Here is a 23,162-nt window from a genome sequence, read left to right as displayed (position 1 = left end):
CCGTCCGCCGCTCGCCGGCAAAAGTAGCAAGCTACTTTCCCGCTGCCGCTCGACTTGCATGTGTTAGGCCTGCCGCCAGCGTTCAATCTGAGCCATGATCAAACTCTTCAATTTAAGTTTGGTTTGCGTTCATTCATTACCGAGGCAATGAACTTCAGCGGCTCAATGAATTGCTGAAATAAACTGTTCGACTTCTTATTGCTAAGAAATCGTTTTGGTCACTTCACCAGACATTGAAAATCAAAAATTAATTTTGATGCTCGATGCTGTGAGTGCCCACACAGATTGCTTGATTCAAATTGTTAAAGAGCGACGCAACAGTGTGTTGCTGCGGGAGTGGAATTCTACTCAACCGCCTTCTCGAGTCAAGCCTTATTTTCAAAGGCTTTTCGAGGTTACCGACTGGGCTGTTTGCGTTGCCGCTTGCCCTGTCGATGTGGCGCATTATAGAGATCCCGCTCACATTGGCAAGGCTTTACCGCAATTAAATTGCAAAAAATGCGATTTATTAGTTATTCATATCAACACACAGCCTTTGCACAGACTTATCCACAAAAGTAACATCTCTGTAGGTAACTCACTCTGCTTTAACCCTTTAATCCTGCACTACAGCAACAACGAGGATGTCTTGCTGCCGAGGTAGAACCAAGTCCATATATAGGAGAAAGCGAATCGTCAGGCCAGCACTCTCTGGCATCCAAAGGCGTGGTAGGTGAATCACCTCCTCTTTCTAGTCAGCATGCCTTGATCTGGCCGAGGAGTTATTTATCCTCCCGTGCCCAAGCAGATGAAGGCTGTCGCAACCAAGCGAACCACGAGTGTGGAGATTCATCATGCGGCACAGCCTCTGGGTGGGATGCGTGAAGCTGTGCCCCTGGATGAGGGAGGCCTTACCCTAACAGCTTGGCGAAATAGGCGGCCTTTTAAAATTATCTCGCTCATCAATCACGCTGCTCAGCTCAGCCTATAGGCACCGTAGCTCGGCTGGCTGTAGCGTTTGATCCAGGTGTACATACCGAGTCTGGAAACACCGACTATCTCGGCAACCTACGCCACAGGTAATGGCGCTCTGTCACCAGCTTGACAGCGGCCAATTTAAATTTTTCTGTATAACGCTGCGGCTTAATCTTCACTTCACCTAAATAGCATCGGTTTAAGGCGCTTGAGCGGTCTAGGAAATCGAGATGATTCATTTAGGGCAGTTGAGGCAGTTGAGGCAGTTGAGGCAGTTGAGGCAGTTGAGGCAGTTGAGGCAGTTGAGGCAGTTGAGGCAGTTGAGGCAGTTGAGGCAGTTGAGGCAGTATCAGAATCTATTAAAAGAAAAGCCGGGACAAGCCCGGCTTTTTCTTTATATCACTCAGCAGCTGCTTCAGCAGCGGCCGGGCGGTCTACCAGCTCAATATAAGCCATAGGGGCGTTATCGCCTGCACGGAAACCGCATTTCAGAATGCGAGTATAACCGCCGGCGCGCTCCAGGTAGCGCGGGCCCAGTTCATTGAACAGCTTAGCCACGATCGCGTTATCGCGAGTACGGGCAAATGCCAGGCGACGATTAGCAACGCTATCAGTCTTGGCAAGGGTGATCAGCGGTTCAACTACACGGCGCAGCTCTTTTGCCTTAGGCACAGTCGTCTTGATGATCTCATGACGAACCAGTGAGCTGGCCATGTTGCGGAACATAGCCTGACGATGGCTGCTGTTCCGGTTCAGTTGACGACCACTCAAACGATGGCGCATGACCTTATCCTTCTAACTAAATCTGTGAAACCCGTAATCTGGATTACTCGTCAGCGATGCTGGCGGGCGGCCAATTCTCAAGGCGCATGCCAAGAGACAGACCACGGGAGGCCAACACATCCTTGATCTCAGTCAGGGACTTCTTACCGAGGTTAGGAGTTTTAAGCAACTCAACTTCGGTACGCTGTACCAGATCACCAATATAGTGGATAGCTTCTGCCTTCAGACAGTTCGCAGAACGAACTGTCAGCTCCAAATCATCGACAGGACGCAGCAGAATCGGATCAAACTCGGGTTTCTCTTCTTTCTTCTCGGGCACGCTGACATCGCGCAGATCCACGAAGGCTTCCAGCTGCTCGGCCAAAATAGTGGCAGAGCGACGGATAGCTTCTTCAGGATCCAGAGTACCATTGGTCTCCATGTCGATGACGAGCTTGTCCAAGTCGGTACGCTGTTCCACACGTGCTGCCTCAACATTGTAGGCAATACGAACGATGGGGCTGAACGCAGAGTCCAGCAGCAGGCGACCTATCGGACGCTCTTCATCATCGTTGTGAACACGAGCAGAAGCAGGCACATAACCACGACCGCGCTGGACTTTCAGGCGCATGCTGATGTCAGCATTAGCACCGGTCAGGTGGCAGATTACGTGCTCCGGGTTTACGATCTCGACTTCATCACCGTGAGTGATATCACCAGCGGTAACGGGGCCTGTTCCAGACTTGGTCAGGGACAGAGTTACCTCGTCCTTGCCTTCCAGCTTCACAGCGATACCTTTCAGGTTAAGCAGAATTTCAAGAATGTCTTCCTGCACACCTTCTTTGCTGCTGTACTCATGCAGTACCCCGTCAATTTCGACTTCAGTAACTGCACAACCGGGCATAGATGACAGCAAAATACGACGCAGAGCATTGCCCAGCGTGTGGCCAAAGCCACGCTCAAGTGGCTCAAGAGTCACTTTCGCATGAGTCGGGCTAACTTGCTCGATGTCAACTAGCCGCGGTTTAAGAAAATCTGTTACAGAACCCAGCATTGTGTCCTCTCTTTAGAAGCTAGCTTTACTTGGAGTAAAGCTCGACGATCAGCTGTTCGTTAATGTCGGCAGACAGGTCAGAACGCTCTGGCAGACGCTTGTAAGCACCTTCCATTTTAGCGGCGTCAACCTCTACCCAAGTCGGCTTCTCACGCTGACCAGCAACCTCAAGGGATGCTTTGATACGCGCTTGCTTCTTAGCCTTCTCACGAACGCAGATCACGTCCTCAGGGGAAACCTGGAAAGAAGGAATGTTCACAACGCGACCGTTTACCATGATGGCCTTGTGGCTCACCAGCTGGCGAGATTCAGCACGAGTAGCGCCGAAACCCATACGGTAAACAACGTTGTCCAAACGACCTTCCAGCAGCTGCAACAGGTTTTCACCGGTGTTACCTTTTTGACGGGCAGCATCGCGATAGTAGTTGCGGAACTGTTTTTCCAATACGCCGTAAATACGACGAACTTTTTGCTTTTCGCGCAGCTGAACACCGTAGTCGGACAGACGCGCTTTACGCGCACCGTGCTGACCAGGGGCGGTGTCAATCTTGCACTTAGAGTCAATCGCGCGAACGCCAGACTTCAGGAAGAGGTCTGTACCCTCGCGACGGCTAAGCTTAAGCTTAGGACCGATATATCTTGCCATCTTCTTTCTCCAACAATCCTAGACCAAGTTGCAACAGCGTTATACGCGGCGCTTCTTGGGAGGACGACAACCGTTGTGCGGGATCGGAGTCACATCAGTAATATTAGTGATGCGGAAACCAGCCGCGTTCAGAGCGCGGATGGATGACTCACGACCGGGACCCGGACCTTTGACCATGACTTCCAGGTTCTTCACGCCGTATTCTTTGGCGATCTCACCAGCACGCTCAGCAGCTACCTGGGCAGCAAACGGAGTGGACTTACGGGAACCACGGAAACCTGAACCACCGGAGGTAGCCCATGACAGAGCATTGCCCTGACGGTCAGTAATGGTCACGATTGTGTTGTTGAAAGATGCATGAACGTGCGCAATACCGTCGCTCACTTGCTTTTTAACGCGCTTGCGAGCACGAGTCGGAGTTTTAGCCATTTTCTACCTTCCCGTTACTTCTTGATAGCCTTGCGCGGACCCTTACGGGTACGAGCGTTGGTCTTGGTACGTTGACCACGAACAGGCAGGCTACGACGGTGACGCAAACCACGGTAGCAACCCAGATCCATCAATCGCTTGATGTTCATGGAAATCTGACGACGCAGGTCACCTTCAACGGTGAATTTACCTACTTGTTCACGCAGACTCTCGATCTGAGCTTCGTCCAGGTCTTTAATTTTCACATTCTCAGCGATACCGGCTGCGGCACAGATGGCCTTGGAGCGGGTACGACCGACGCCATAAATCGCAGTCAACGCAATGACTGCATGCTTATGGTCAGGAATGTTAATGCCAGCGATACGGGCCACTATTCACTCCTACATATAGTAGATTACGACCACCACAAAGCCCGTGAGCGGATACGTGGCGGTCAACCAATACACAACAAAAGTTGGCTGGCTATATTAGCCAGCACAACTATTTGTTGCAAGTACTAACCGTAAAAAATTAGCCTTGGCGCTGTTTATGCTTTGGCTCGCTGCAAATCACACGCACCACACCGTGACGCTTGATGATTTTGCAGTTACGGCAGATTGCCTTAACGGAAGCACGAACTTTCATTGCTTAACTCCGTAACTACGCCGACCTTTAGCGGCCGTAGCCCTTCAGGTTGGCCTTCCTCAGAACATCACCATATTGATGAGACATCATATGGGTTTGTACCTGAGCCATGAAGTCCATGATAACTACCACGATAATCAGCAGCGAAGTGCCACCGAAGTAGAACTGTACGTTCCAGGCAGTCATCAAGAACTGGGGTACCAGACAGATAAAGGTTATATAGAGCGCACCTGCCAATGTCAGGCGAGTCATAACCTTATCGATGTAACGTGCTGTCTGCTCGCCCGGGCGGATCCCCGGGATAAAGGCTCCACTCTTCTTCAGATTATCAGCTGTCTCGCGGGGATTAAACACCAACGCGGTATAGAAGAAGCAGAAGAAGATAATGGCTGCTGCATACAGCATCTCGTAAAGCGGTTGACCAGGCTGCAGGACCATAGAGACCTGCTGCAGGATATCAGCGACTTTACCCTCTCCCTGACCAAACCAAGAGGTAATGGTCCCTGGGAACAGGATGATACTGGATGCGAAAATCGCAGGAATCACACCGGCCATATTAACTTTCAATGGCAGGTGTGTGCTTTGCGCGGCGAATACCTGGCGGCCTTGTTGACGCTTTGCATAGTTAACGACGATACGACGCTGACCACGCTCCACAAACACCACAAAGTAAGTCACTGCGAAAACAATCAAGCCCAGCAACAACAACAGCAGGATGTGTAATTCCCCTTGACGTGCCTGTTCGGCCGTAGCGCCAATGGCATGCGGCAGACCAGCAACGATACCCGTAAAAATAATCAACGAGATACCATTACCAATCCCACGCTCGGTAATCTGTTCACCCAACCACATCAAAAACATGGTACCGGTGACCAGACTTACAACGGCTGTGAAGTAGAAACCAAGACCCGGGTGAGACACGAGCCCTTGCATCATATTCGGCAGACCTGTTGCAATACCAATGGCCTGGAAAGTTCCCAAAACCAGCGTGCCCCAACGAGTATATTGGTTAATCTTGCGACGGCCGGATTCACCTTCTTTCTTGAGTTCAGCAAGAGCGGGGTGAACCACTGTCAGCAGCTGGATGATGATCGACGCCGAAATATACGGCATGATCCCCAGCGCAAGAATAGAAGCACGCGATAGTGCACCACCACTGAACATGTTAAACATCTCAATGATGGTGCCCTTCTGTTGTTGGAACAACTCGGCCAGTACGGCGGCGTCAATACCAGGAATCGGCACATAAGAGCCTGCACGGAAAACGATAATCGCCCCGAGAACGAAGAGCAGACGGCTCTTCAATTCACTCAGACCACCCTGTGCTTTAACATCCAATCCTGGTTTCTTAGCCATTGTACTGATTATTCCTCGATTTTACCGCCAGCGGCCTCGATGGCTGCACGTGCACCTTTAGTGACGGACACACCACGAACGGTCACAGCACGGTCAATGTTGCCAGACAGAACAACTTTAGCGAAAACGATGTTCTTAGTAACAACACCGGCTTGCTTCAGAGTGCTCAGATCGACCACATCACCTTCTACCATGGCGATTTCGTTCAGACGCACTTCAGCTGAAATCAGCGATTTGCGAGAGAAGAAACCGAACTTTGGCAGACGGATTTTCAAAGGCATCTGACCACCTTCGAAACCGTTGCGGACTTTACCGCCACCGGAACGAGAGGTTTGGCCTTTAACACCACGACCACCAGTCTTGCCTAAGCCGGAGCCGATACCACGACCACGACGTTGTTTTTCAGGCTTGGAACCAGCGGCCGGAGACAGAGTGTTCAGACGCATGCTTAGCCCTCCACCTTAACCATGTAATAAACCTGGTTGATCATACCGCGTACGCAAGGAGTATCTTCCAGCTCAACGGTGTGACCAATGCGACGCAGACCCAGACCACGCAGAGTCGCCTTGTGCTTTGGCAGACGGCCGATAGAGCTGCGAGTTTGAGTTACTTTTACAGTGTTAGCCATGTCGCATTACCCCAGAATTTCTTCAACGCGCAGACCACGCTTGGCAGCGATCTGGGCCGGGGATTGACCCTGTACCAGAGCGTCTACAGTTGCGCGAACAACGTTGATTGGGTTGGTGGAACCGTAGGTCTTGGCCAGCACGTTGTGGATACCAGCAACTTCCAGAACAGCACGCATGGCGCCGCCTGCAATGATACCAGTACCTTGTGAGGCCGGCTTCATGAACACGGAAGAACCTGAGTGAACACCACGCACCGGGTGGTGCAGAGTGCCATTGTTCAGCTCAACCTTGCTCAGGTTACGCTTAGCCTGTTCCATTGCTTTTTGAATAGCAGCTGGAACTTCACGGGCTTTACCGTAACCGTAACCTACACGGCCGTTACCATCACCCACCACGGTCAACGCGGTGAAGGACATGATACGACCACCTTTAACAGTTTTCGAAACACGGTTGACTGCAATCAGCTTTTCTTGCAGTTCGCCGGCTTGAGATTCGACTTTAGCCATCTTCGACTCCTAGCTTAGAACTGAAGACCAGCGTCACGTGCAGCAGTTGCCAGAGCGGCAATGCGACCATGATACTTGAAACCGGAACGATCGAAAGATACGTTCTGAACGCCTTTGGCAATAGCACGCTCAGCGATTGCTTTACCCACTGCGGTAGCTGCATCAGCATTACCGGAGTGTTTGAGCCCTTCACTGATGGCTTTCTCTACTGTGGAAGCAGAGGCCAGAACTTCGGAACCGTTGGCTGCGATTACCTGCGCGTAGATATGACGCGGGGTACGGTGAACAACCAGACGGGTAGCTCCCAGTTCCTGCATCTTCTTCCGAGCACGAGTAGCACGACGGAGACGAGCTGCTTTCTTGTCCATAGTGTTACCTTACTTCTTCTTAGCTTCTTTAGTACGCACTTGCTCATTGGCATAGCGTACACCCTTGCCCTTGTAGGGCTCCGGAGCGCGGTAAGAACGGATATCGGCGGCGACTTGGCCAACCATCTGCTTGTCGACACCACGCAGAACGATTTCTGTGGCAGTCGGACACTCAGCGGTCACACCAGCCGGCAGCGCATGCTCTACCGGGTGAGAGAAGCCCAGAGCCAGCGCTACAGCATTGCCCTTGATGGAGGCTTTGTAACCTACACCAACCAGCTGCAGCTTGCGCTCGAAGCCTTGGGTAACACCGATTACCATGTTGTTGACCAATGCACGTGCAGTACCGGCCTGAGCGTCAGCACCAGCGATGCTGTCGCGCGGGGCGAACTTCAGTACATTGTCTTCTTTGGTCACTTCTACACCGGCGTGAATAGAGCGAACCAGAGAACCTTTACCACCTTTGATGGTCAGTTCCTGGCCGTTCAGAGTCACCTCTACGCCAGCAGGAATAGTGACGGGTGCCTTAGCAACACGAGACATTTCCTACCTCCTATTAAGCGACGTAGCAGATGATCTCACCGCCCATGCTTGCTTTGCGAGCAGCACGGTCAGTCATCACACCTTTAGACGTGGACACGATAGCAACACCGAGACCGCCCATAACTTTCGGCAGATCAGTAGTGCGCTTGTAAATACGCAGGCCGGGACGGCTCACGCGTTGGATCAGTTCTACAACTGGCTTGCCCTGGAAATATTTCAGTTCAATTTCCAGTTCCGGCTTCACATCACCAGCTACGGAGTAGCCAGCAATGTAACCTTCTTCTTTCAGCACGTTGGCAATCGCCACTTTCAGCTTGGAAGAAGGCATGGAAACCGCAACTTTGCTCGCCGCCTGACCGTTACGGATGCGGGTCAGCATATCCGCGATCGGATCTTGCATGCTCATAAGTCTAACTCCCGAGATTCGTTACCAAGAAGCCTTCTTCAGGCCCGGAATTTCGCCCTTCATGGCATGCTCACGCACCTTGATGCGAGACAAACCAAACTTGCGCAGGAAACCGTGCGGACGACCAGTAATATTGCAACGGTTACGCTGGCGGGACGGACTGGAATCACGGGGCAGCTGTTGCAGTTGCAGTACAGCATCCCAACGCGCTTCTTCAGAAGCGTTCATATCAACGATGATAGCTTTCAGCTCGGTACGCTTGGTGGCGTACTTGGCTACCAGCTTCGCACGCTTTGCTTCGCGCGCTTTCATGGATGTTTTAGCCATAACCCTAACCTTACTTGCGGAATGGGAAGTTAAAGGCAGCCAGCAGAGCACGGCCTTCTTCATCGGTATTCGCGGAAGTGGTGATGGTGATATCCAGACCACGGACGCGATCGACTTTGTCATAGTCGATTTCCGGGAAGATGATTTGCTCACGCACGCCCATGGAGTAGTTACCACGACCGTCGAACGCTTTAGCGTTCAGGCCACGGAAGTCACGGATACGCGGTACGGAGATGCAAATCAGCCGTTCCAGGAACTCCCACATACGCTCGCCACGCAGGGTTACTTTACAACCTATCGGGTAGCCTTCACGAATCTTGAAGCCCGCAACAGATTTGCGAGCTTTGGTGATCAACGGCTTCTGACCGGAAATGGCAGCCATATCGGCAGCAGCATTTTCCAGCAACTTCTTGTCAGAGATCGCTTCACCAACACCCATGTTCAGGGTGATTTTCTCGATCCGAGGGACTTGCATGATAGTCTTGTAACCGAACTGTTTGGCCAGTTCATTTACTACATCTGATTTGTAGTAATCATGCAGTTTCGCCATCGTTAAACTCCAATTACTTCACAAGTTCGCCGGTGGATTTGAAGAAACGAACTTTTTTGCCGTCTTCAATCCGGAAACCAACGCGGTCAGCTTTGCCAGTGGCAGAGTTGAACAGCGCTACGTTTGATACATCGATCGGGGCTTCTTTGGTGATGATACCGCCAGCCTGACCCAATGCGGGTACCGGCTTCTGATGCTTCTTCACCTGGTTGATGCCTTCGACGAATACCTTACCTTTTGCAATCAGGACTTGAGTGACTTTGCCACGCTTGCCCTTGTCTTTGCCGGTAAGTACGATCACTTCGTCTTCGCGACGGATTTTAGCTGCCATCGTTCGACTCCTTACAGTACTTCGGGTGCCAGGGACACAATCTTCATGAACTTCTCATTACGCAGTTCACGGGTCACCGGGCCAAAAATACGAGTACCGATTGGCTGTTGGTTGCCGTTAAGCAAAACAGCCGCATTGTTGTCGAAACGGATGACTGAGCCGTCCGGACGACGAACGCCTTTACGGGTGCGTACGACCACCGCGTTATATACATCACCTTTCTTCACTTTACCGCGAGGAATGGCTTCCTTGATGGAAACTTTGATGATGTCGCCGATGCCGGCGTAACGGCGGTGCGAGCCACCCAGAACCTTAATACACATTACACTGCGAGCGCCGGAGTTGTCGGCTACGCCCAGCATACTTTGCATCTGGATCATTTTAGTGCTCCGCTTTGTTTACTTCTTATCCCTTTCGGGATCTGGCTGCCCTCAAAAGGCGCGAAACTATAACACAGCTTTTTCAGAAAAGGTAGCCTAAAAAACAAACGGCCCCGCAATGGGGGCCGTTTGAAGTACAAAGTACCGATTAGGCCTTTTCTAAGATACCAACCAGGGTCCAGGACTTGGTCTTGGACAGCGGACGGCACTCGCGGATTTCCACGAGATCGCCAGCTTTACACTCGTTGTTCTCATCGTGCACGTGCAGCTTGGTAGTACGCTTGATGATCTTACCGTAGATCGGGTGCTTTACCTTGCGCTCGATAGCAACAGTGATGGATTTCTCCATCTTGTCGCTGATTACACGACCTTGCAGAGTACGGATTTTGTCAGTCATTACGCACCTGCCTTCTCAGTCAGTACAGTCTTGATACGTGCGGCGTCACGACGCACTTGTTTCAGAGTGTGAGTCTGAGCCAGTTGGCCGGTGGATGCTTGCATGCGCATGTTGAATTGCTCACGCAGCAGGCCCAGCAGCTCCTGGTTCAGTTCTTCGACGCTCTTTTGACGCAGATCTTGAGCTTTCATCACATCACCGTCTTAATTACGAAAGTGGTCTGAACGGACAGCTTAGCAGCAGCCAAGGCAAACGCTTCACGCGCCAGAGCCTCAGGTACACCATCCATCTCGTACAGAACCTTGCCAGGCTGGATCGGGCAAACCCAGTATTCCACGTTACCCTTACCTTTACCCATACGTACTTCGAGGGGCTTTTCGGTGATGGGCTTGTCCGGGAACACACGGATCCAGATCTTACCTTGACGCTTAACGTGACGGGTCATGGCACGACGGGCTGCTTCGATTTGACGAGCAGTCAGTTGACCACGGGATGTCGCCTTCAGGCCAAAGGTACCGAAGGATACTTCGTTACCAGTGTTGGCCAGACCGCGGTTACGACCCTTATGGGTCTTGCGGAATTTGGTACGCTTAGGTTGCAACATTTACCGAATCTCCTTACTTAGCAGCGCGGCGCTTGTTGTCACGCTTGGGCTTTGCAGGAGCTTGCTCTTGAGCAGCAGCGGCAGCAACAGCAGCCAGACCGCCCAGAACTTCACCCTTGAAGATCCAAACTTTAACGCCGATCACACCGTAAGTGGTGTGGGCTTCAGAAGTTGCGTAGTCGATGTCGGCACGCAGGGTGTGCAAAGGCACACGACCTTCACGGTACCATTCGGTACGCGCGATTTCAGCGCCGCCCAGACGACCGGAAACTTCCACTTTGATGCCCTTGGCACCCAGGCGCATTGCGTTCTGTACGGCGCGCTTCATAGCACGACGGAACATTACGCGACGTTCCAGTTGGGAAGTAATGCTGTCAGCAACAAGTTTGCTGTCCAGCTCCGGCTTGCGGACTTCGGAAATGTTGATCTGAGCAGGCACGCCAGCAATAACGGCTACAGCTTTGCGCAGTTTCTCAACGTCTTCGCCTTTCTTACCAATCACGATGCCCGGACGAGCGGTGTGAATAGTCACACGGATGCTCTTGGCCGGACGCTCGATGGTGATCTTGGACAAGGACGCGTTTTTCAGTTCCTTGGTCAGGAACTGGCGCACTTGAAAATCGCTGAACAAGTTGTCAGCGAAATCTTTGGTGTTCGCGAACCAGGTAGAATTCCAAGGCTTGGTAATACCCAGGCGAATGCCATTAGGATGTACTTTCTGACCCATTGCTTATCTCCCAGCCTTAGCGTCGGATACCACTACAGTGATGTGAGCGGTACGCTTGAGGATACGATCCGCACGACCTTTGGCACGCGGACGGATGCGCTTCATGGAGGGACCTTCGTCGACCATGATAGTAGCAACACGCAGCGCGTCGATATCGGCGCCTTCGTTGTGCTCAGCGTTTGCAATGGCAGATTCCAGCACTTTCTTAACCAGCACTGCAGCCTTTTTCGGGCTGAAGGTCAGGAGAGTCAGAGCCTTGTCTACAGACAGACCACGTACTTGATCGGCTACCAGACGAGCTTTCTGGGCAGAAGTACGGGCATAACGGTGTTTAGCGATAGCTTCCATCATTTATCCCTTAGCGCTTCTTAGCCTTCTTATCAGCAGCATGGCCGCGATAAGTACGAGTCGGTGCGAATTCACCCAGTTTGTGACCGATCATTTCTTCGGTAACAAAAACCGGAACGTGCTGACGACCATTATGGACAGCGATGGTCAAACCGATCATGTTCGGGATGATCATTGAACGACGGGACCAGGTTTTAACCGGCTTTTTATCCCCGCTTTCCACCGCTTTCTCTACCTTCTTCAGCAAGTGCAGGTCAATAAATGGACCCTTCTTGAGAGAACGTGGCATGGTGATTCCTCTATGTTAACAATTACTTGTTACGACGACGTACGATGTACTTGTCGGTACGCTTGTTCTTACGGGTCTTGAAGCCTTTAGCCTTCTGGCCCCATGGGGACACAGGCTGCATGCCTTTGTTACGACCCTCACCACCACCGTGCGGGTGGTCGACCGGGTTCATCGCCATACCGCGAACGGTCGGACGAATACCACGCCAGCGGTTGGCACCGGCTTTACCCAGTTGACGCAACATGTGCTCGGAGTTACCGACTTCACCGATGGTGGCGCGGCACTCGGCCAGAACTTTACGTACTTCGCCGGAACGCAGACGCAGAGTTACATAGTTACCATCACGAGCCAGGATCTGGATGAAAGTACCAGCGGAACGAGCCAGCTGTGCACCTTTACCAGGCTTCATCTCAACTGCGTGAACAGTAGAACCAACCGGGATGTTGCGCATCGGCAGGGTGTTACCTACCTTGATGGCAGCATCAGCACCAGATGCGATCGCGTCACCAGCTTTCAGGCCTTTCGGAGCCAGGATGTAACGACGCTCACCGTCTGCATACAACACCAGAGCGATGTTAGCGGTACGGTTAGGATCGTATTCCAGGCGCTCTACTTTAGCCGGGATACCGTCTTTGTCGCGCTTGAAGTCGACCAGACGGTAGTGCTGCTTGTGACCACCACCGATATGACGGGTAGTGATACGGCCGTTGTTGTTACGACCACCGGACTTGCTTTTGCTGTCCAGCAGAGCGGCGAAGGGCTTGCCCTTGTACAGCTCTTGATTGACGATCTTGACGACGTGACGGCGGCCCGGAGAGGTAGGCTTGCACTTAACGATTGCCATTTTTGAGAACTCCTCTTACTCGGCTGCGCCCATGAAGTCGATGTCCTGACCAGCTTTCAGGGTCACATAAGCCTTTTTCCAATCGGAACGACGGCCTACGCGTGCACCTGCGCGCTTGGTTTTACCCTTCATGTTCAGGGTACGGACGGTCTCAACTTCAACCTCGAACAGTTTCGCAACTGCTGCTTTGACTTCCGCTTTGGTAGCATCAACAGCAATTTTGAACACGATAGTGTTCTGCTTTTCTGCGACCATAGTGCTCTTTTCAGAGATATGCGGAGCCTTCAGAACTTTCAACAGACGCTCTTCGCGGATCATGCCAGCATCTCCTCGATTTGCTTAACTGCATCAGCAGTCATCAGAACCTTGTCGAAAGCGATCAGGCTGACCGGGTCGATACCGGCAACATCACGCACGTCAACTTTGTACAGGTTGCGAGCAGCCAGGAACAGGTTCTCATCGACTTCAGCTGTCACGATCAGAACGTCTTTCAGTTCCATCTCTTTCAGCTTGGCGATCAGTTCTTTGGTCTTAGGCGCATCGATACCGAATTTCTCGACAACGATCAGGCGCTCTTGACGTACCAGCTCGGACAGGATGCTACGGATAGCGCCGCGGTACATCTTCTTGTTTACTTTCTGGCTGTGATCTTGCGGCTTAGCTGCAAAAGTCACACCACCGGAACGCCAAATGGGCGAACGGATGGAGCCAGCACGGGCACGACCAGTACCCTTCTGACGCCACGGCTTTTTGCCGCCACCAGACACTTCAGAGCGAGTCAGCTGCGCACGAGTACCCTGACGGGCACCTGCGGCATATGCAACGACGACCTGGTGAACCAGAGCTTCGTTGAATTCGCGCCCGAAGGTAGTCTCGGAAACTTCAAGAGCGCTCTTGGCGTCTTTCATTACCAATTCCATTACTATCTCCTCAGACGTTACGCTTTGACGGCAGGTTTAACGATCACGTTGCCGTTGGTCGCACCCGGAACTGCACCTTTAATGAGCAGCAGGTTACGTTCAGCGTCAACACGAACCAGTTCCAGGTTCTGAGTAGTTACACGCTCAGCACCCATGTGACCAGCCATCTTTTTGCCCTTGAATACACGGCCCGGAGTCTGGTTCTGACCGATAGAACCCGGAGCGCGGTGAGACAAGGAGTTACCGTGGGTCATATCCTGGGTGCGGAAGTTGTGGCGCTTAACGCAACCAGCAAAACCTTTACCCTTGGATGTGCCAGTAACGTCTACCAGCTTAACGTCAGCGAGAAGATCTACTTTCAGCTCGTTACCAACAGTGAAAGTTTCACCGTTGTTCAAGCGGAATTCCCACAGGCCGCGACCGGCTTCTACGCCAGCTTTGGCGAAGTGGCCAGCTTCAGGCTTGGTTACACGGCTGGCTTTTTTGGCGCCAGTGGTAACCTGAATAGCGTTGTAGCCGTCGGTTTCTACAGATTTGACCTGAGTTACACGGTTAGCTTCAACTTCGATAACAGTCACCGGGATAGAAACGCCATCTTCAGTGAAGATGCGAGTCATACCCACTTTGCGACCTACAAGACCGATTGTCATTGTTATCAACCTCTTTCCGTAATTAACCCAGGCTGATCTGGACGTCTACACCAGCTGCCAGATCCAGACGCATCAGAGCATCTACGGTCTTGTCAGTCGGCTCAACGATGTCTACCAGACGCTTGTGAGTGCGGATCTCATACTGATCACGCGCGTCTTTGTTGACGTGCGGGGAAGTCAGAATGGTGAAGCGCTCTTTGCGAGTCGGCAGCGGGATAGGACCGCGAACCTGCGCGCCAGTGCGCTTTGCAGTTTCAACGATTTCCGCTGTAGATTGATCAATCAGGCGATGATCAAAAGCCTTCAGGCGAATACGGATTCTTTGGTTCTGCATTGACAGAGCTCCAATAGATAAAAGAACATAAACCAGCACCGCCCGACCGAGATTGCTCCCGCCAGAGGTGTGATTTTTCACGTTTCCTCCCATATCGGGAGGACTGTATGGCTGGCTCTCGTAAACGAGGAGCTCAGCAGCAGACATATCGTCTGGCTTACCTCATGGGTAAGCGGGGGAGAGTATACGGATTTTTCAAATTTACGCAAGGGAGCGCGCACACATTGTGCACAATTTTATGTGGCAGATGGATCTCTGTCAGGCGGCCTGCCATTACCTTCGCAGCGAGCTAATCCCATCAAGGAATGTCCGGCGTCACGACAAGCTCATCGCCAGACTGATAGACTGCGACTTTCTTCCGTTTATGACATAACAACGATGATCAAAGATCAAAAGAAAGCCTACCAGTACGCGCTCTGCGCGGTGGCCCTGTGGTCAACGGTGGCCACCGCCTTCAAAATTTCCCTCGCCTATTTTGCGCCGGTGCAGCTGCTACTGGTTGCTGCGCTGACCTCTACCCTGCTGCTGGGGGGGATCGTGCTCAAGCAGGGTAAACTGCCGCTGCTGTGCAGTTATCTGCGCAGCCGCCCGTTTTATTATCTGATGCTGGGGGTAATGAACCCCTTTCTCTATTATCTGCTGCTGTTCAAAGCTTATGATCTGCTGCCTGCCCAGCAGGCGCAGACCCTCAGCTACACCTGGGCCATCACTCTCACCCTGCTATCGGTGCCGTTCCTCGGCCAGACCCTGCGCCGCCGCGATGGTGTTGCCATCGTGCTGGGTTATTTCGGCGCGCTGGTGATCGCTACCAAGGGTGACGTCTTCGGCCTGCATTTTGACAATCCATTGGGGGTGGCGCTGGTGTTGCTCTCGACCCTCATCTGGGCCAGCTACTGGATCCTCAACACCCGCAATCAGGGAGACCCCATCGTCAGCCTGCTGCTCGGTTTCATTATTAGCCTCCCCTTTATCGTGCTCGCCACCTGGCTACTGGCTGACTTCCAGCTGACCGCCTGGCAGGGATGGTTAGGGGCCATTTATGTCGGGATCATCGAGATGGGATTTGGCTTTGTGCTGTGGCTGATGGCGATGCGCCATGCCACCAACACAGCTCCTATCAGCAACCTTATCTTCATTTCACCATTCGCCTCACTGGTACTGCTCAACCTGCTGGTTGGCGAGGCAATCGATCCCGCCACCCCGATCGGGCTGGGGTTGATTGTGGCGGCACTGCTGATCCAGCAGCTGAGATATGGCAAGCGCTATCGCAAGGCGGCCGCCACCACTGCGGAGAAAGTGCTCTAATAAAAAGTGGTCTGATAATGCAGAAGGGCGTATCCACCGATACGCCCTTCTTTCAATCCATCCACTCCTGCGGCTGATTTTTCGGCAACCGTATATCTACCAGCAAGCCCCCAAGTTCAGCATTACCCAACCTGATGGTGCCGTGGTGCTGAGCGACTATCTTGGCCACGATGGCCAATCCCAGACCACTGCCTCCCTCGGTGCGAGCCACATTCCCCTGAGTGAAAGGTTTGAGCACTCTGGAATAGTCCTGCTCCGGAATACCGGGGCCATCATCAGACAATCGCAAACGAACCCAGTGACCATCATCTTTCAACTCGGCATGTAAACTGCTCGCCCCATAGCGCAGTGAGTTGCTGGCAAGATTACTCAATACCCGTCGCATACTGACCGGATTGCAGGCAACCAGTACCGCCTCTTGCGGCAACATCAAGTCAACCTCCAGTCCCTGCTCTGAGTGGATCAACAGGGTATCGTGGATCAACTGAGTCAGGTCGATCGGTACCAAATCCTGCCCTTCATCCGGACGGATGTAGTCGATGAACTGATCGATAATGGCGTTGGACTCATCAATGTCGGAGTTGATGCTCTCTTTGAGGTACTCATCACCGGACGACATCATCTCGATCGCTAACCGAATGCGGGTCAGCGGCGTACGCAAATCGTGAGATACCCCGGCCATCATCAGGTTGCGCTCTTCGATCAGGCTCTTGATGGAGTGCGACATATGGTTGAAGGTTCGGGTCAGGCGACGCACCTCCCGCGACCCCAGTTCTCCCAGCGCATCCGGGAAATGCCCTTTGGCCACCGCAACCGCACCCGCCTCAAGATCCTCAAGCGGGCGCACCAGTTGCCGGGCAAAACGCCAGGCTGCAAACAGGGTGATCACCAGCAACACGCTCAGATAGATAATGAGGGGTTCGATATCGTCATCTTCAATCTCGGTCAGCGGGATCCGCACCCAAATTTTGCTGGCCTGGGGCGGCTGGATCCAGATGATGTAGTGATCCTGGATCTCGACCCGCACCTTGGCGTCCCCCCCCAGTTCACGGCTGATATTCTCTTCCAGATAGGGATAAGGCTTTGCATTGCTGAATCCATGCTGGATTGCCTCGCTCTGGGTATAGATATCGGTACCGGTCGTCACATAGACCAGCGCCTCGGCATCTTCACTCAACGCCAACTGCTCACTGTTGAGCGGCAAGATCAGCTTGACCTGATTGGCCAGCAGATGACTGATCTGTTTGACTGTCGGGGCCAGTAGATAATTGTAAAACGTGACGTAGGAGACGGCCTGATAGACCACCAGCACGGCGGCCAGAAACCAGAGCATGCGCGAGAACATGCTGCCGATTTTTTTCATGTTCTGTCACCGTCCGGGACAAATACATAGCCCAAACCCCAGACGGTCTGCAAATAGCGAGGCTGGGTTGGATCTTGTTCCAGCAAGCGGCGCAAGCGGGATACTTGCACATCAATACTGCGTTCGGTGGCGGTGTATTCACGGCCACGAGCCAGATTCATCAGCTTGTCGCGAGAGAGGGGTTCGCGCGGATGGCTGACCAGTACTTTCAGCACCGCAAACTCGCCACTGGTGAGCGCCATTGGCTCACCATCACGGCTTAGCTCGCGGGTCGCCAGATTGAGCTGGAAGGCACCGAAGTTGACCACCTTCTCTGCTGCAGAGGGGGCCCCCGGCAGCTCGACGGTATGGCGACGCAACACGGCACGGATCCGCGCCAGCAGTTCGCGGGGGTTGAACGGCTTGGGCAGATAGTCATCGGCCCCCATCTCGAGCCCGACGATGCGATCCACTTCATCCCCCTTGGCAGTGAGCATCAGCACCGGGATCTGGTTGCCCGCTTCCCGCAGACGACGGCAGATGGAGAGCCCATCCTCCCCCGGCAACATCAGGTCGAGCACCATCAGGCTGAAGTTTTCACGAGTCAGCAAGCGATCGGCCTGCTCGCCATTGGCCACGCCGCGCACTACGAATCCCTGCTCGGTGAGATAGCGTTCCAACAGGGAACGTAATTTCAGGTCATCGTCCACGACCAGGACCTTGTATTGCTGCTGACTCATTGCTTTGCCTCTTCATTCTTTAGCTGCCCCCAATACTAGGGGGGGATATAGCGGGAGCAAAGCACAAATATGTTACCGGTTATTACCCATCCCGAGAGCGTGACGGCCATCAAGTCACCGCTCTGGCCATCCACTCCCTGAATGGCGCCAGCCGAGCCATCACGATTTCCCTCGACAGCAAGAGGACAAAAGCTAATATTCCCGAGCAGTTAGCGATGAATACCCCTCTTTGACTAGGTCCGCATCACCATGAAGACAAAGCTGATCACCCGCGAAGGCTACAACAAGCTCAAAGATGAGCTCGATTTTCTGTGGCGTCAGGAGCGCCCCGAAGTCACCAAGAAGGTGGCATGGGCCGCCAGCCTGGGAGATCGCAGCGAAAATGCCGACTACCAGTACAACAAGAAGCGGCTGCGGGAGATCGACCGGCGGGTGCGCTACCTGCGCAAATGCCTCGAAGAGCTGGGGATCGTCGACTATGCCCCTGCCCAGGAGGGCAAGGTGTTCTTCGGTGCCTGGGTCGAGGTGGAGAACGACGAAGGTGAGACCAAGCGCTTTCGCATCGTTGGCTATGACGAGATCTTCGAGCGCAAGGATTACATCTCCATCGACTCCCCCATGGCCCGCGCCCTGCTCAAGAAAGAGGTCGGGGATGAGGCCGTGGTGCCTACGCCAGTTGGTGACGCCTGCTGGTATATCAACGAGATCAGCTACCCCAAATAAGGCACCTTCACGCCACCGCACACTCCCCAGCTGGCAGGCGACCTACAAGCCGAGCCGCCGATTCGGGATGGAAACAGCACCCTCTGTCGGGACTGGCATCCCGCAGCCCGACCCCATATAGTGCTCACACTCGGCGCCTTGTGGCGCCAACCGGCACGCGCGGCAGTGGCCTGGTGGTACCTTGAGTTCCGCCAGGACAGACCCCCTGTACGGCGATATCGCCCCGCGCCAATCCGTTGACCAGGACCCGACCAAGAGATCTTCGATGCAAAGCCACGTAATAGAACATCAGATTGCCGGTGAGCTCAATGCTCGCCCGGAACAGGTGCAGGCTGCAGTGCGCCTGCTGGATGAAGGCTCGACCGTGCCCTTTATCGCCCGTTACCGTAAAGAGGTGACCGGGGGTCTGGACGACAGCCAGCTGCGTACTCTGGAGAGCCGCCTCGGCTATCTGCGTGAGCTGGAAGATCGCCGCAAGGTGATCATTCGCTCCATCGAGGAGCAGGGCAAGCTGACCCCCGAGCTGGCCCGCGAATTGAACGGTGCCGACAGCAAGACCCGGCTGGAAGATCTCTACCTCCCCTACAAACCCAAGCGCCGCACCAAGGGGCAAATGGCCATTGAGGCTGGGCTGGAGCCGCTGGCCAACCTGCTGTTCAGCGACCCGATGCAGGATCCCGAGCAGGCTGCCGTTGACTTTATCAATGCCGAACAGGGGATTAGCGACAGCAAGGCCGCCCTCGATGGCGCCCGCTACATCCTGATGGAGCGCTTCGCCGAGCAGGCCGATCTGCTGGAAAAGCTGCGCGACTACCTGTGGCAACACGCCACCCTGCAGGCCCGCGTGGTGACCGGCAAAGAGCAGGAAGGGGCCAAATTCAAAGACTACTTCGAACATGACGAACCGCTGCACAAAGCGCCCTCTCACCGGGTGCTGGCCATGCTGCGCGGACGTAACGAGGGGATCCTCAATCTGGCACTGGTGACGGGCGAGGAGACAAGCGCCAGCCCCTGCGAAGGGCTCATCGCCCACCACCTCAAGCTCAATCTGCAGAACCGCCCGGCCGACAAGTGGCTGCAAGGGGTGGTTAGCTGGACCTGGAAGATCAAGCTCTCCCTGCAGATGGAGACCGAACTGGTCGGCCGCATCCGCGAATCGGCAGAGGACGAGGCAATCAAGGTGTTTGCCATGAACCTCAAGGATCTGCTGATGGCCGCCCCGGCCGGTATGCGCTGCACCATGGGGCTGGATCCGGGCATCCGCACCGGGGTCAAGGTGGCGGTGGTGGATGCCACCGGCAAGCTGGTCGATCACGCCACCATCTATCCGTTCGAACCGAAACGCCAGATTGATCAGAGCCTCAAGACCCTGAGCGAGCTGTGCCAGAAACACAAGGTCGAGCTAATCAGCATCGGCAACGGCACCGCCTCGCGGGAGACCGACCGACTGGTCAGCGATCTGTTCGAGCGCTACCCCGCCGCCAAGGCGCAGAAAATCGTGGTGAGCGAAGCGGGGGCCTCGGTCTACTCCGCCTCGGAGCTTGCCTCTCAGGAATTCCCGGATCTCGACGTGTCGATCCGTGGCGCCGTCTCCATCGCCCGTCGCCTGCAAGACCCGCTGGCCGAGCTGGTCAAAATCGACCCCAAGAGTATCGGGGTCGGCCAGTATCAGCACGACGTTGGCCAGAGCCAGCTGGCCCGCCGACTGGATGCGGTGGTCGAAGATTGCGTAAACGCGGTCGGGGTCGATGTGAATACCGCCTCGGTCGCCCTGCTCAACCGGGTTTCCGGCCTCTCCCAGACCCTGGCCCAGAACATCGTTGCCTATCGGGATGAACACGGCGCCTTCAAGAGTCGTCAACAGTTACTGAAAGTGAGCCGGCTCGGCCCCAAGGCATTCGAGCAGTGCGCTGGCTTTATGCGGATCCGCGACGGCAGCAACCCCCTCGACAGCTCGGCGGTCCACCCGGAGTCCTATCCGGTGGTGGAGCGGATCCTCGCCAAGCTGGCACAAACCGTGGACAGCCTGCTCGGCAATAGCGGTCTGTTGCGCAGTCTCAAGCCTGCCGACTACACCGACGCGCAGTTCGGCATACCCACAGTGACCGATATCATCGGCGAGCTGGACAAGCCGGGCCGCGATCCGCGCCCCGAGTTCAAAACCGCTACCTTCAAGGAAGGGGTGGAGAAGATCAGCGACCTGGTGCCCGAAATGGTGCTGGAAGGGGTGGTCACCAACGTCACCAACTTCGGCGCCTTCGTCGATATCGGTGTCCATCAGGATGGGCTGGTGCACATCTCATCCCTGACCGACCGTTTCATCAAGGATCCCCGCGAGGTGGTCAAGGCGGGTGACATTGTGCGGGTCAAGGTGCTGGAGGTGGATGCCCCGCGCAAGCGGATCAGCCTGACCATGCGGCTCAACGAGAAAGCGGGACAGCCTGCTCGCAGACCGGCGCAATCGCGCACGCCGGATGCCTCCAACAACAAACCCAAGCCTGAGTCGCGCCCAAGCTCACCCGTCGGCGGTGCCATGGGCAACGCCTTCGCCGCCGCCCTCTCCAAGACCAGGAAATAACTCCCTCAGTAATGAAAAAGCCCCGCGAGGGGCTTTTTTAACAGTAAAGATCCGGCTCATTGCGCAAGGGCAGCAAGAATGCTCTCGGGCTCGCCATGCTGTGCTAACACTCCCCGTAGCCGATTGAATGCCTTGCAGGCCTCCTGCGGATACTTGCCATAAGAGACGACGCCGGTGTGGCTCCAACCAGCCGCCAGCATCACTTTTTTCTTGAAATGGGTTCCTTCGGTTCCCCCTCCTCCAAGCTGCATCAGAAATTGCTCCATCTGCAGGTGAGGTGGCGGCACACGGGAGAAGGTGGTGAAATCTTCCGCTTTGACTTCATCGAAATGCATGACAGCTCCTGTGAAATAGTGATGGGCCTGATCTTCAGGTTAGTTGCAAAACACTTACCACTCGATGAAAGTTTGGCGAGACAGACTCAGATATGCAGGCTGAGGGACTTGGTAGCGGCCGGACTGACGGCCTGTTGATAGTGGCCCGCGATGACGCTGTTGCGCTTGTCCATATAGGCACTCAACACGCCACCCGATTTCGCGCTCTGCTCGGCCATCAACTCTTTGCGCGCCTTGGCTTCACTCGCAGCAGCACTGCGCGCGACCGACAGGTCTTGAGCGGAGGGCTCGGCCGGCGCCAGCGCCGCAGAGCGGATCTGCTGCATCTTGGCGATGGTAGCGGCGGGGTCGCCGGGCACAGCGCTGGTATCGATCTGAACTTCACCGCCCGTCGCGTAACGCTTGCCATCCGGGCCTTGAGTAAACTGGTAGGTTGGAGAGCTGGCATGCTCACCGCCTGCCGACTGGTGAGCCTGCTCGTGAGTGCGCACCTCCTTGTCCCGATCAACCAGATCCTGAACCTGCTGCTCTTGCCGCTGTTGCTGTTCCTGCTGTTTAGGATCTTGCTGCTTGCGCTGCCCCTCTTCACCAGTCGCCTCGACAAAACGGTAATCCAGAGAGTTTTGCACCGCAGGCTGGTTGCCATCACGGCTACCTTGGGTCGCCGGATTACTGTTGGCCGCCTGACTGGCTTTGGATTTCTCTTTCTGGGAGCCGACTTCAGATTCGGCACTGGAGGCTTGACCCGAACGGGCCTGCGGGATCAGCTCTGCCCGGCGATTATCCGTCCTGGCCGCTTCCACCTGGGGTTGCAGCTGCGTAGGGATAAGGGGGGGCAGACTGACATTGATGTTCATCTCACACCCGGATGTCGATCAGGGTTCCCATCACATCGCTGGCGGTCTGCACTACCTTGGCGGAAGCGCCAGCCTGCTGTTCGGCCACCTTGAGATTGACGAGCTCATCGGTCACTTGCACCTGATCCCCGCTGGGGGTATTGAGGCGGGCGATCTGATTGGATGCCTTGTCGGCAATCTGCTCGGCTCGCTGAAATCCCTGTACCCCACTGTTGAAGGCTGAATCAATACGCATGATGTTACTCCTCTGGTCACAGCTTAATTATCCGCCAGACCAGAGGATTTATGAAGCCTGCAGGCTATT

Annotated in this window: 36 protein-coding genes and 1 rRNA gene; 3 read left to right on the top strand and 34 right to left on the bottom strand. The window is 54.4% G+C overall.

The genetic code is table 11. The annotated features are described in order from the left end of the window. From BN4575_RS11095 to rpsJ, 29 genes are all read right to left on the bottom strand, one after another. Positions 1-114 (bottom strand): 16S ribosomal RNA (locus BN4575_RS11095); the annotation flags it as partial. Positions 115-1,353: 1,239 nt separating this feature from the next. Beyond that, positions 1,354-1,737, bottom strand: coding sequence for a 50S ribosomal protein L17 (gene rplQ / locus BN4575_RS11090; protein WP_042019386.1), 384 nt, complete (start codon positions 1,735-1,737; stop codon positions 1,354-1,356). Between the two features lie 43 nt (positions 1,738-1,780). Next, on the bottom strand, positions 1,781-2,770 hold the full coding sequence (rpoA, locus tag BN4575_RS11085) for a DNA-directed RNA polymerase subunit alpha (RefSeq protein WP_042019383.1): 990 nt from the start codon (positions 2,768-2,770) through the stop codon (positions 1,781-1,783). 25 nt (positions 2,771-2,795) lie between these two features. Beyond that, complete coding sequence (gene rpsD, locus BN4575_RS11080) at positions 2,796-3,416, bottom strand: 30S ribosomal protein S4 (RefSeq protein WP_042019380.1); 621 nt, start codon at positions 3,414-3,416, stop codon at positions 2,796-2,798. A 39-nt stretch (positions 3,417-3,455) separates the two neighbouring features. Continuing rightward, positions 3,456-3,845, bottom strand: a complete 390-nt coding sequence (gene rpsK, locus BN4575_RS11075) for a 30S ribosomal protein S11 (RefSeq protein WP_005319702.1) — start codon at positions 3,843-3,845, stop codon at positions 3,456-3,458. Positions 3,846-3,859: 14 nt separating this feature from the next. Then, positions 3,860-4,216 (bottom strand): 30S ribosomal protein S13, encoded by a 357-nt coding sequence (gene rpsM, locus BN4575_RS11070; RefSeq protein ID WP_005307991.1) that lies wholly within the window; start codon positions 4,214-4,216, stop codon positions 3,860-3,862. Between the two features lie 139 nt (positions 4,217-4,355). Further along, positions 4,356-4,469 (bottom strand): 50S ribosomal protein L36, encoded by a 114-nt coding sequence (gene rpmJ / locus BN4575_RS21210; protein ID WP_005319705.1) that lies wholly within the window; start codon positions 4,467-4,469, stop codon positions 4,356-4,358. A 27-nt stretch (positions 4,470-4,496) separates the two neighbouring features. Then, a complete protein-coding gene (gene secY, locus BN4575_RS11065) occupies positions 4,497-5,825 on the bottom strand; it encodes a preprotein translocase subunit SecY (protein WP_042019379.1) in 1,329 nt (442 codons plus the stop codon). An 8-nt stretch (positions 5,826-5,833) separates the two neighbouring features. Beyond that, on the bottom strand, positions 5,834-6,271 hold the full coding sequence (rplO, locus tag BN4575_RS11060) for a 50S ribosomal protein L15 (protein ID WP_042019377.1): 438 nt from the start codon (positions 6,269-6,271) through the stop codon (positions 5,834-5,836). A 2-nt stretch (positions 6,272-6,273) separates the two neighbouring features. Next, complete coding sequence (gene rpmD / locus BN4575_RS11055; protein ID WP_005307985.1) at positions 6,274-6,453, bottom strand: 50S ribosomal protein L30; 180 nt, start codon at positions 6,451-6,453, stop codon at positions 6,274-6,276. A 6-nt stretch (positions 6,454-6,459) separates the two neighbouring features. Further along, positions 6,460-6,960 (bottom strand): 30S ribosomal protein S5, encoded by a 501-nt coding sequence (gene rpsE / locus BN4575_RS11050; RefSeq protein ID WP_005319713.1) that lies wholly within the window; start codon positions 6,958-6,960, stop codon positions 6,460-6,462. A gap of 14 nt (positions 6,961-6,974) precedes the next feature. Further along, positions 6,975-7,328, bottom strand: a complete 354-nt coding sequence (rplR, locus tag BN4575_RS11045) for a 50S ribosomal protein L18 (RefSeq protein ID WP_042019374.1) — start codon at positions 7,326-7,328, stop codon at positions 6,975-6,977. A 9-nt stretch (positions 7,329-7,337) separates the two neighbouring features. Next, on the bottom strand, positions 7,338-7,871 hold the full coding sequence (rplF, locus tag BN4575_RS11040; RefSeq protein WP_042019373.1) for a 50S ribosomal protein L6: 534 nt from the start codon (positions 7,869-7,871) through the stop codon (positions 7,338-7,340). Between the two features lie 13 nt (positions 7,872-7,884). Continuing rightward, positions 7,885-8,277 (bottom strand): 30S ribosomal protein S8, encoded by a 393-nt coding sequence (rpsH, locus tag BN4575_RS11035; protein WP_042019371.1) that lies wholly within the window; start codon positions 8,275-8,277, stop codon positions 7,885-7,887. Between the two features lie 21 nt (positions 8,278-8,298). Further along, entirely contained in the window at positions 8,299-8,604 is a 306-nt protein-coding gene (rpsN, locus tag BN4575_RS11030; RefSeq protein ID WP_042010205.1) for a 30S ribosomal protein S14, read from the bottom strand. A 10-nt stretch (positions 8,605-8,614) separates the two neighbouring features. Beyond that, positions 8,615-9,154 carry a 50S ribosomal protein L5 gene (rplE, locus tag BN4575_RS11025; RefSeq protein ID WP_005319725.1) on the bottom strand — a complete coding sequence of 180 codons (540 nt, stop codon included), beginning with the start codon at positions 9,152-9,154 and terminating at the stop codon, positions 8,615-8,617. Positions 9,155-9,167: 13 nt separating this feature from the next. Continuing rightward, a complete protein-coding gene (gene rplX, locus BN4575_RS11020; protein WP_042019369.1) occupies positions 9,168-9,485 on the bottom strand; it encodes a 50S ribosomal protein L24 in 318 nt (105 codons plus the stop codon). An 11-nt stretch (positions 9,486-9,496) separates the two neighbouring features. Further along, positions 9,497-9,865, bottom strand: coding sequence for a 50S ribosomal protein L14 (rplN, locus tag BN4575_RS11015; protein ID WP_005890908.1), 369 nt, complete (start codon positions 9,863-9,865; stop codon positions 9,497-9,499). 148 nt (positions 9,866-10,013) lie between these two features. Next, on the bottom strand, positions 10,014-10,262 hold the full coding sequence (gene rpsQ / locus BN4575_RS11010) for a 30S ribosomal protein S17 (RefSeq protein WP_042019367.1): 249 nt from the start codon (positions 10,260-10,262) through the stop codon (positions 10,014-10,016). After that, on the bottom strand, positions 10,262-10,453 hold the full coding sequence (rpmC, locus tag BN4575_RS11005; RefSeq protein WP_042019365.1) for a 50S ribosomal protein L29: 192 nt from the start codon (positions 10,451-10,453) through the stop codon (positions 10,262-10,264). Before rpmC ends, rpsQ begins: the two co-directional genes overlap by 1 nt. Next, a complete protein-coding gene (gene rplP / locus BN4575_RS11000) occupies positions 10,453-10,866 on the bottom strand; it encodes a 50S ribosomal protein L16 (protein ID WP_005319737.1) in 414 nt (137 codons plus the stop codon). Before rplP ends, rpmC begins: the two co-directional genes overlap by 1 nt. Positions 10,867-10,879: 13 nt before the next feature. After that, a complete protein-coding gene (gene rpsC, locus BN4575_RS10995) occupies positions 10,880-11,593 on the bottom strand; it encodes a 30S ribosomal protein S3 (protein ID WP_042019362.1) in 714 nt (237 codons plus the stop codon). A 3-nt stretch (positions 11,594-11,596) separates the two neighbouring features. Next, positions 11,597-11,941: a 50S ribosomal protein L22 gene (gene rplV / locus BN4575_RS10990; RefSeq protein WP_005890899.1), complete on the bottom strand. Its 345-nt coding sequence runs from the start codon at positions 11,939-11,941 to the stop codon at positions 11,597-11,599. 10 nt (positions 11,942-11,951) lie between these two features. Continuing rightward, a complete protein-coding gene (gene rpsS / locus BN4575_RS10985) occupies positions 11,952-12,230 on the bottom strand; it encodes a 30S ribosomal protein S19 (protein WP_005307960.1) in 279 nt (92 codons plus the stop codon). Between the two features lie 22 nt (positions 12,231-12,252). Next, positions 12,253-13,074, bottom strand: a complete 822-nt coding sequence (gene rplB / locus BN4575_RS10980; RefSeq protein WP_033130006.1) for a 50S ribosomal protein L2 — start codon at positions 13,072-13,074, stop codon at positions 12,253-12,255. Between the two features lie 15 nt (positions 13,075-13,089). Next, positions 13,090-13,389 carry a 50S ribosomal protein L23 gene (gene rplW / locus BN4575_RS10975; RefSeq protein WP_345893614.1) on the bottom strand — a complete coding sequence of 100 codons (300 nt, stop codon included), beginning with the start codon at positions 13,387-13,389 and terminating at the stop codon, positions 13,090-13,092. Next, a complete protein-coding gene (gene rplD / locus BN4575_RS10970) occupies positions 13,389-13,994 on the bottom strand; it encodes a 50S ribosomal protein L4 (RefSeq protein ID WP_042019358.1) in 606 nt (201 codons plus the stop codon). Before rplD ends, rplW begins: the two co-directional genes overlap by 1 nt. Positions 13,995-14,011: 17 nt before the next feature. Further along, on the bottom strand, positions 14,012-14,644 hold the full coding sequence (rplC, locus tag BN4575_RS10965) for a 50S ribosomal protein L3 (RefSeq protein WP_042019356.1): 633 nt from the start codon (positions 14,642-14,644) through the stop codon (positions 14,012-14,014). A gap of 22 nt (positions 14,645-14,666) precedes the next feature. Then, entirely contained in the window at positions 14,667-14,978 is a 312-nt protein-coding gene (rpsJ, locus tag BN4575_RS10960; RefSeq protein WP_042019353.1) for a 30S ribosomal protein S10, read from the bottom strand. Positions 14,979-15,356: 378 nt separating this feature from the next. Between rpsJ and BN4575_RS10955 the strand changes: the two genes are divergently transcribed. Beyond that, positions 15,357-16,283 carry a DMT family transporter gene (locus BN4575_RS10955; RefSeq protein ID WP_068978211.1) on the top strand — a complete coding sequence of 309 codons (927 nt, stop codon included), beginning with the start codon at positions 15,357-15,359 and terminating at the stop codon, positions 16,281-16,283. 52 nt (positions 16,284-16,335) lie between these two features. Here BN4575_RS10955 and envZ read toward each other — a convergent pair whose 3' ends face one another. Both envZ and ompR read right to left on the bottom strand, forming a co-directional pair. Continuing rightward, entirely contained in the window at positions 16,336-17,646 is a 1,311-nt protein-coding gene (envZ, locus tag BN4575_RS10950) for a two-component system sensor histidine kinase EnvZ (protein WP_068978210.1), read from the bottom strand. Further along, on the bottom strand, positions 17,643-18,365 hold the full coding sequence (gene ompR / locus BN4575_RS10945; RefSeq protein WP_042019348.1) for an osmolarity response regulator transcription factor OmpR: 723 nt from the start codon (positions 18,363-18,365) through the stop codon (positions 17,643-17,645). Before ompR ends, envZ begins: the two co-directional genes overlap by 4 nt. Before the next feature lie 249 nt (positions 18,366-18,614). Between ompR and greB the strand changes: the two genes are divergently transcribed. Further along, positions 18,615-19,088, top strand: a complete 474-nt coding sequence (gene greB, locus BN4575_RS10940) for a transcription elongation factor GreB (protein ID WP_068978209.1) — start codon at positions 18,615-18,617, stop codon at positions 19,086-19,088. A gap of 265 nt (positions 19,089-19,353) precedes the next feature. Beyond that, complete coding sequence (locus BN4575_RS10935) at positions 19,354-21,666, top strand: Tex family protein (RefSeq protein ID WP_068978208.1); 2,313 nt, start codon at positions 19,354-19,356, stop codon at positions 21,664-21,666. A gap of 56 nt (positions 21,667-21,722) precedes the next feature. Here BN4575_RS10935 and BN4575_RS10930 read toward each other — a convergent pair whose 3' ends face one another. The 3 genes from BN4575_RS10930 to BN4575_RS10920 form a co-directional block, all read right to left on the bottom strand. Further along, positions 21,723-22,001 carry a hypothetical protein gene (locus BN4575_RS10930; RefSeq protein ID WP_068978207.1) on the bottom strand — a complete coding sequence of 93 codons (279 nt, stop codon included), beginning with the start codon at positions 21,999-22,001 and terminating at the stop codon, positions 21,723-21,725. Positions 22,002-22,087: 86 nt separating this feature from the next. Continuing rightward, positions 22,088-22,858: a putative metalloprotease CJM1_0395 family protein gene (locus BN4575_RS10925; protein WP_068978206.1), complete on the bottom strand. Its 771-nt coding sequence runs from the start codon at positions 22,856-22,858 to the stop codon at positions 22,088-22,090. Position 22,859: 1 nt separating this feature from the next. Continuing rightward, complete coding sequence (locus BN4575_RS10920) at positions 22,860-23,093, bottom strand: flagellar hook protein FlgE (RefSeq protein WP_042019342.1); 234 nt, start codon at positions 23,091-23,093, stop codon at positions 22,860-22,862. Positions 23,094-23,162 lie beyond the last annotated feature (69 nt).

The sequence above is a fragment of the Aeromonas sp. EERV15 genome (assembly GCF_900079845.1).
GTDB classification, from domain to species: Bacteria; Pseudomonadota; Gammaproteobacteria; order Enterobacterales; family Aeromonadaceae; genus Aeromonas; species Aeromonas sobria.
Note: the sequence above shows the minus strand (reverse complement) of the source record. Positions and strands in the feature narration are given on the sequence as shown.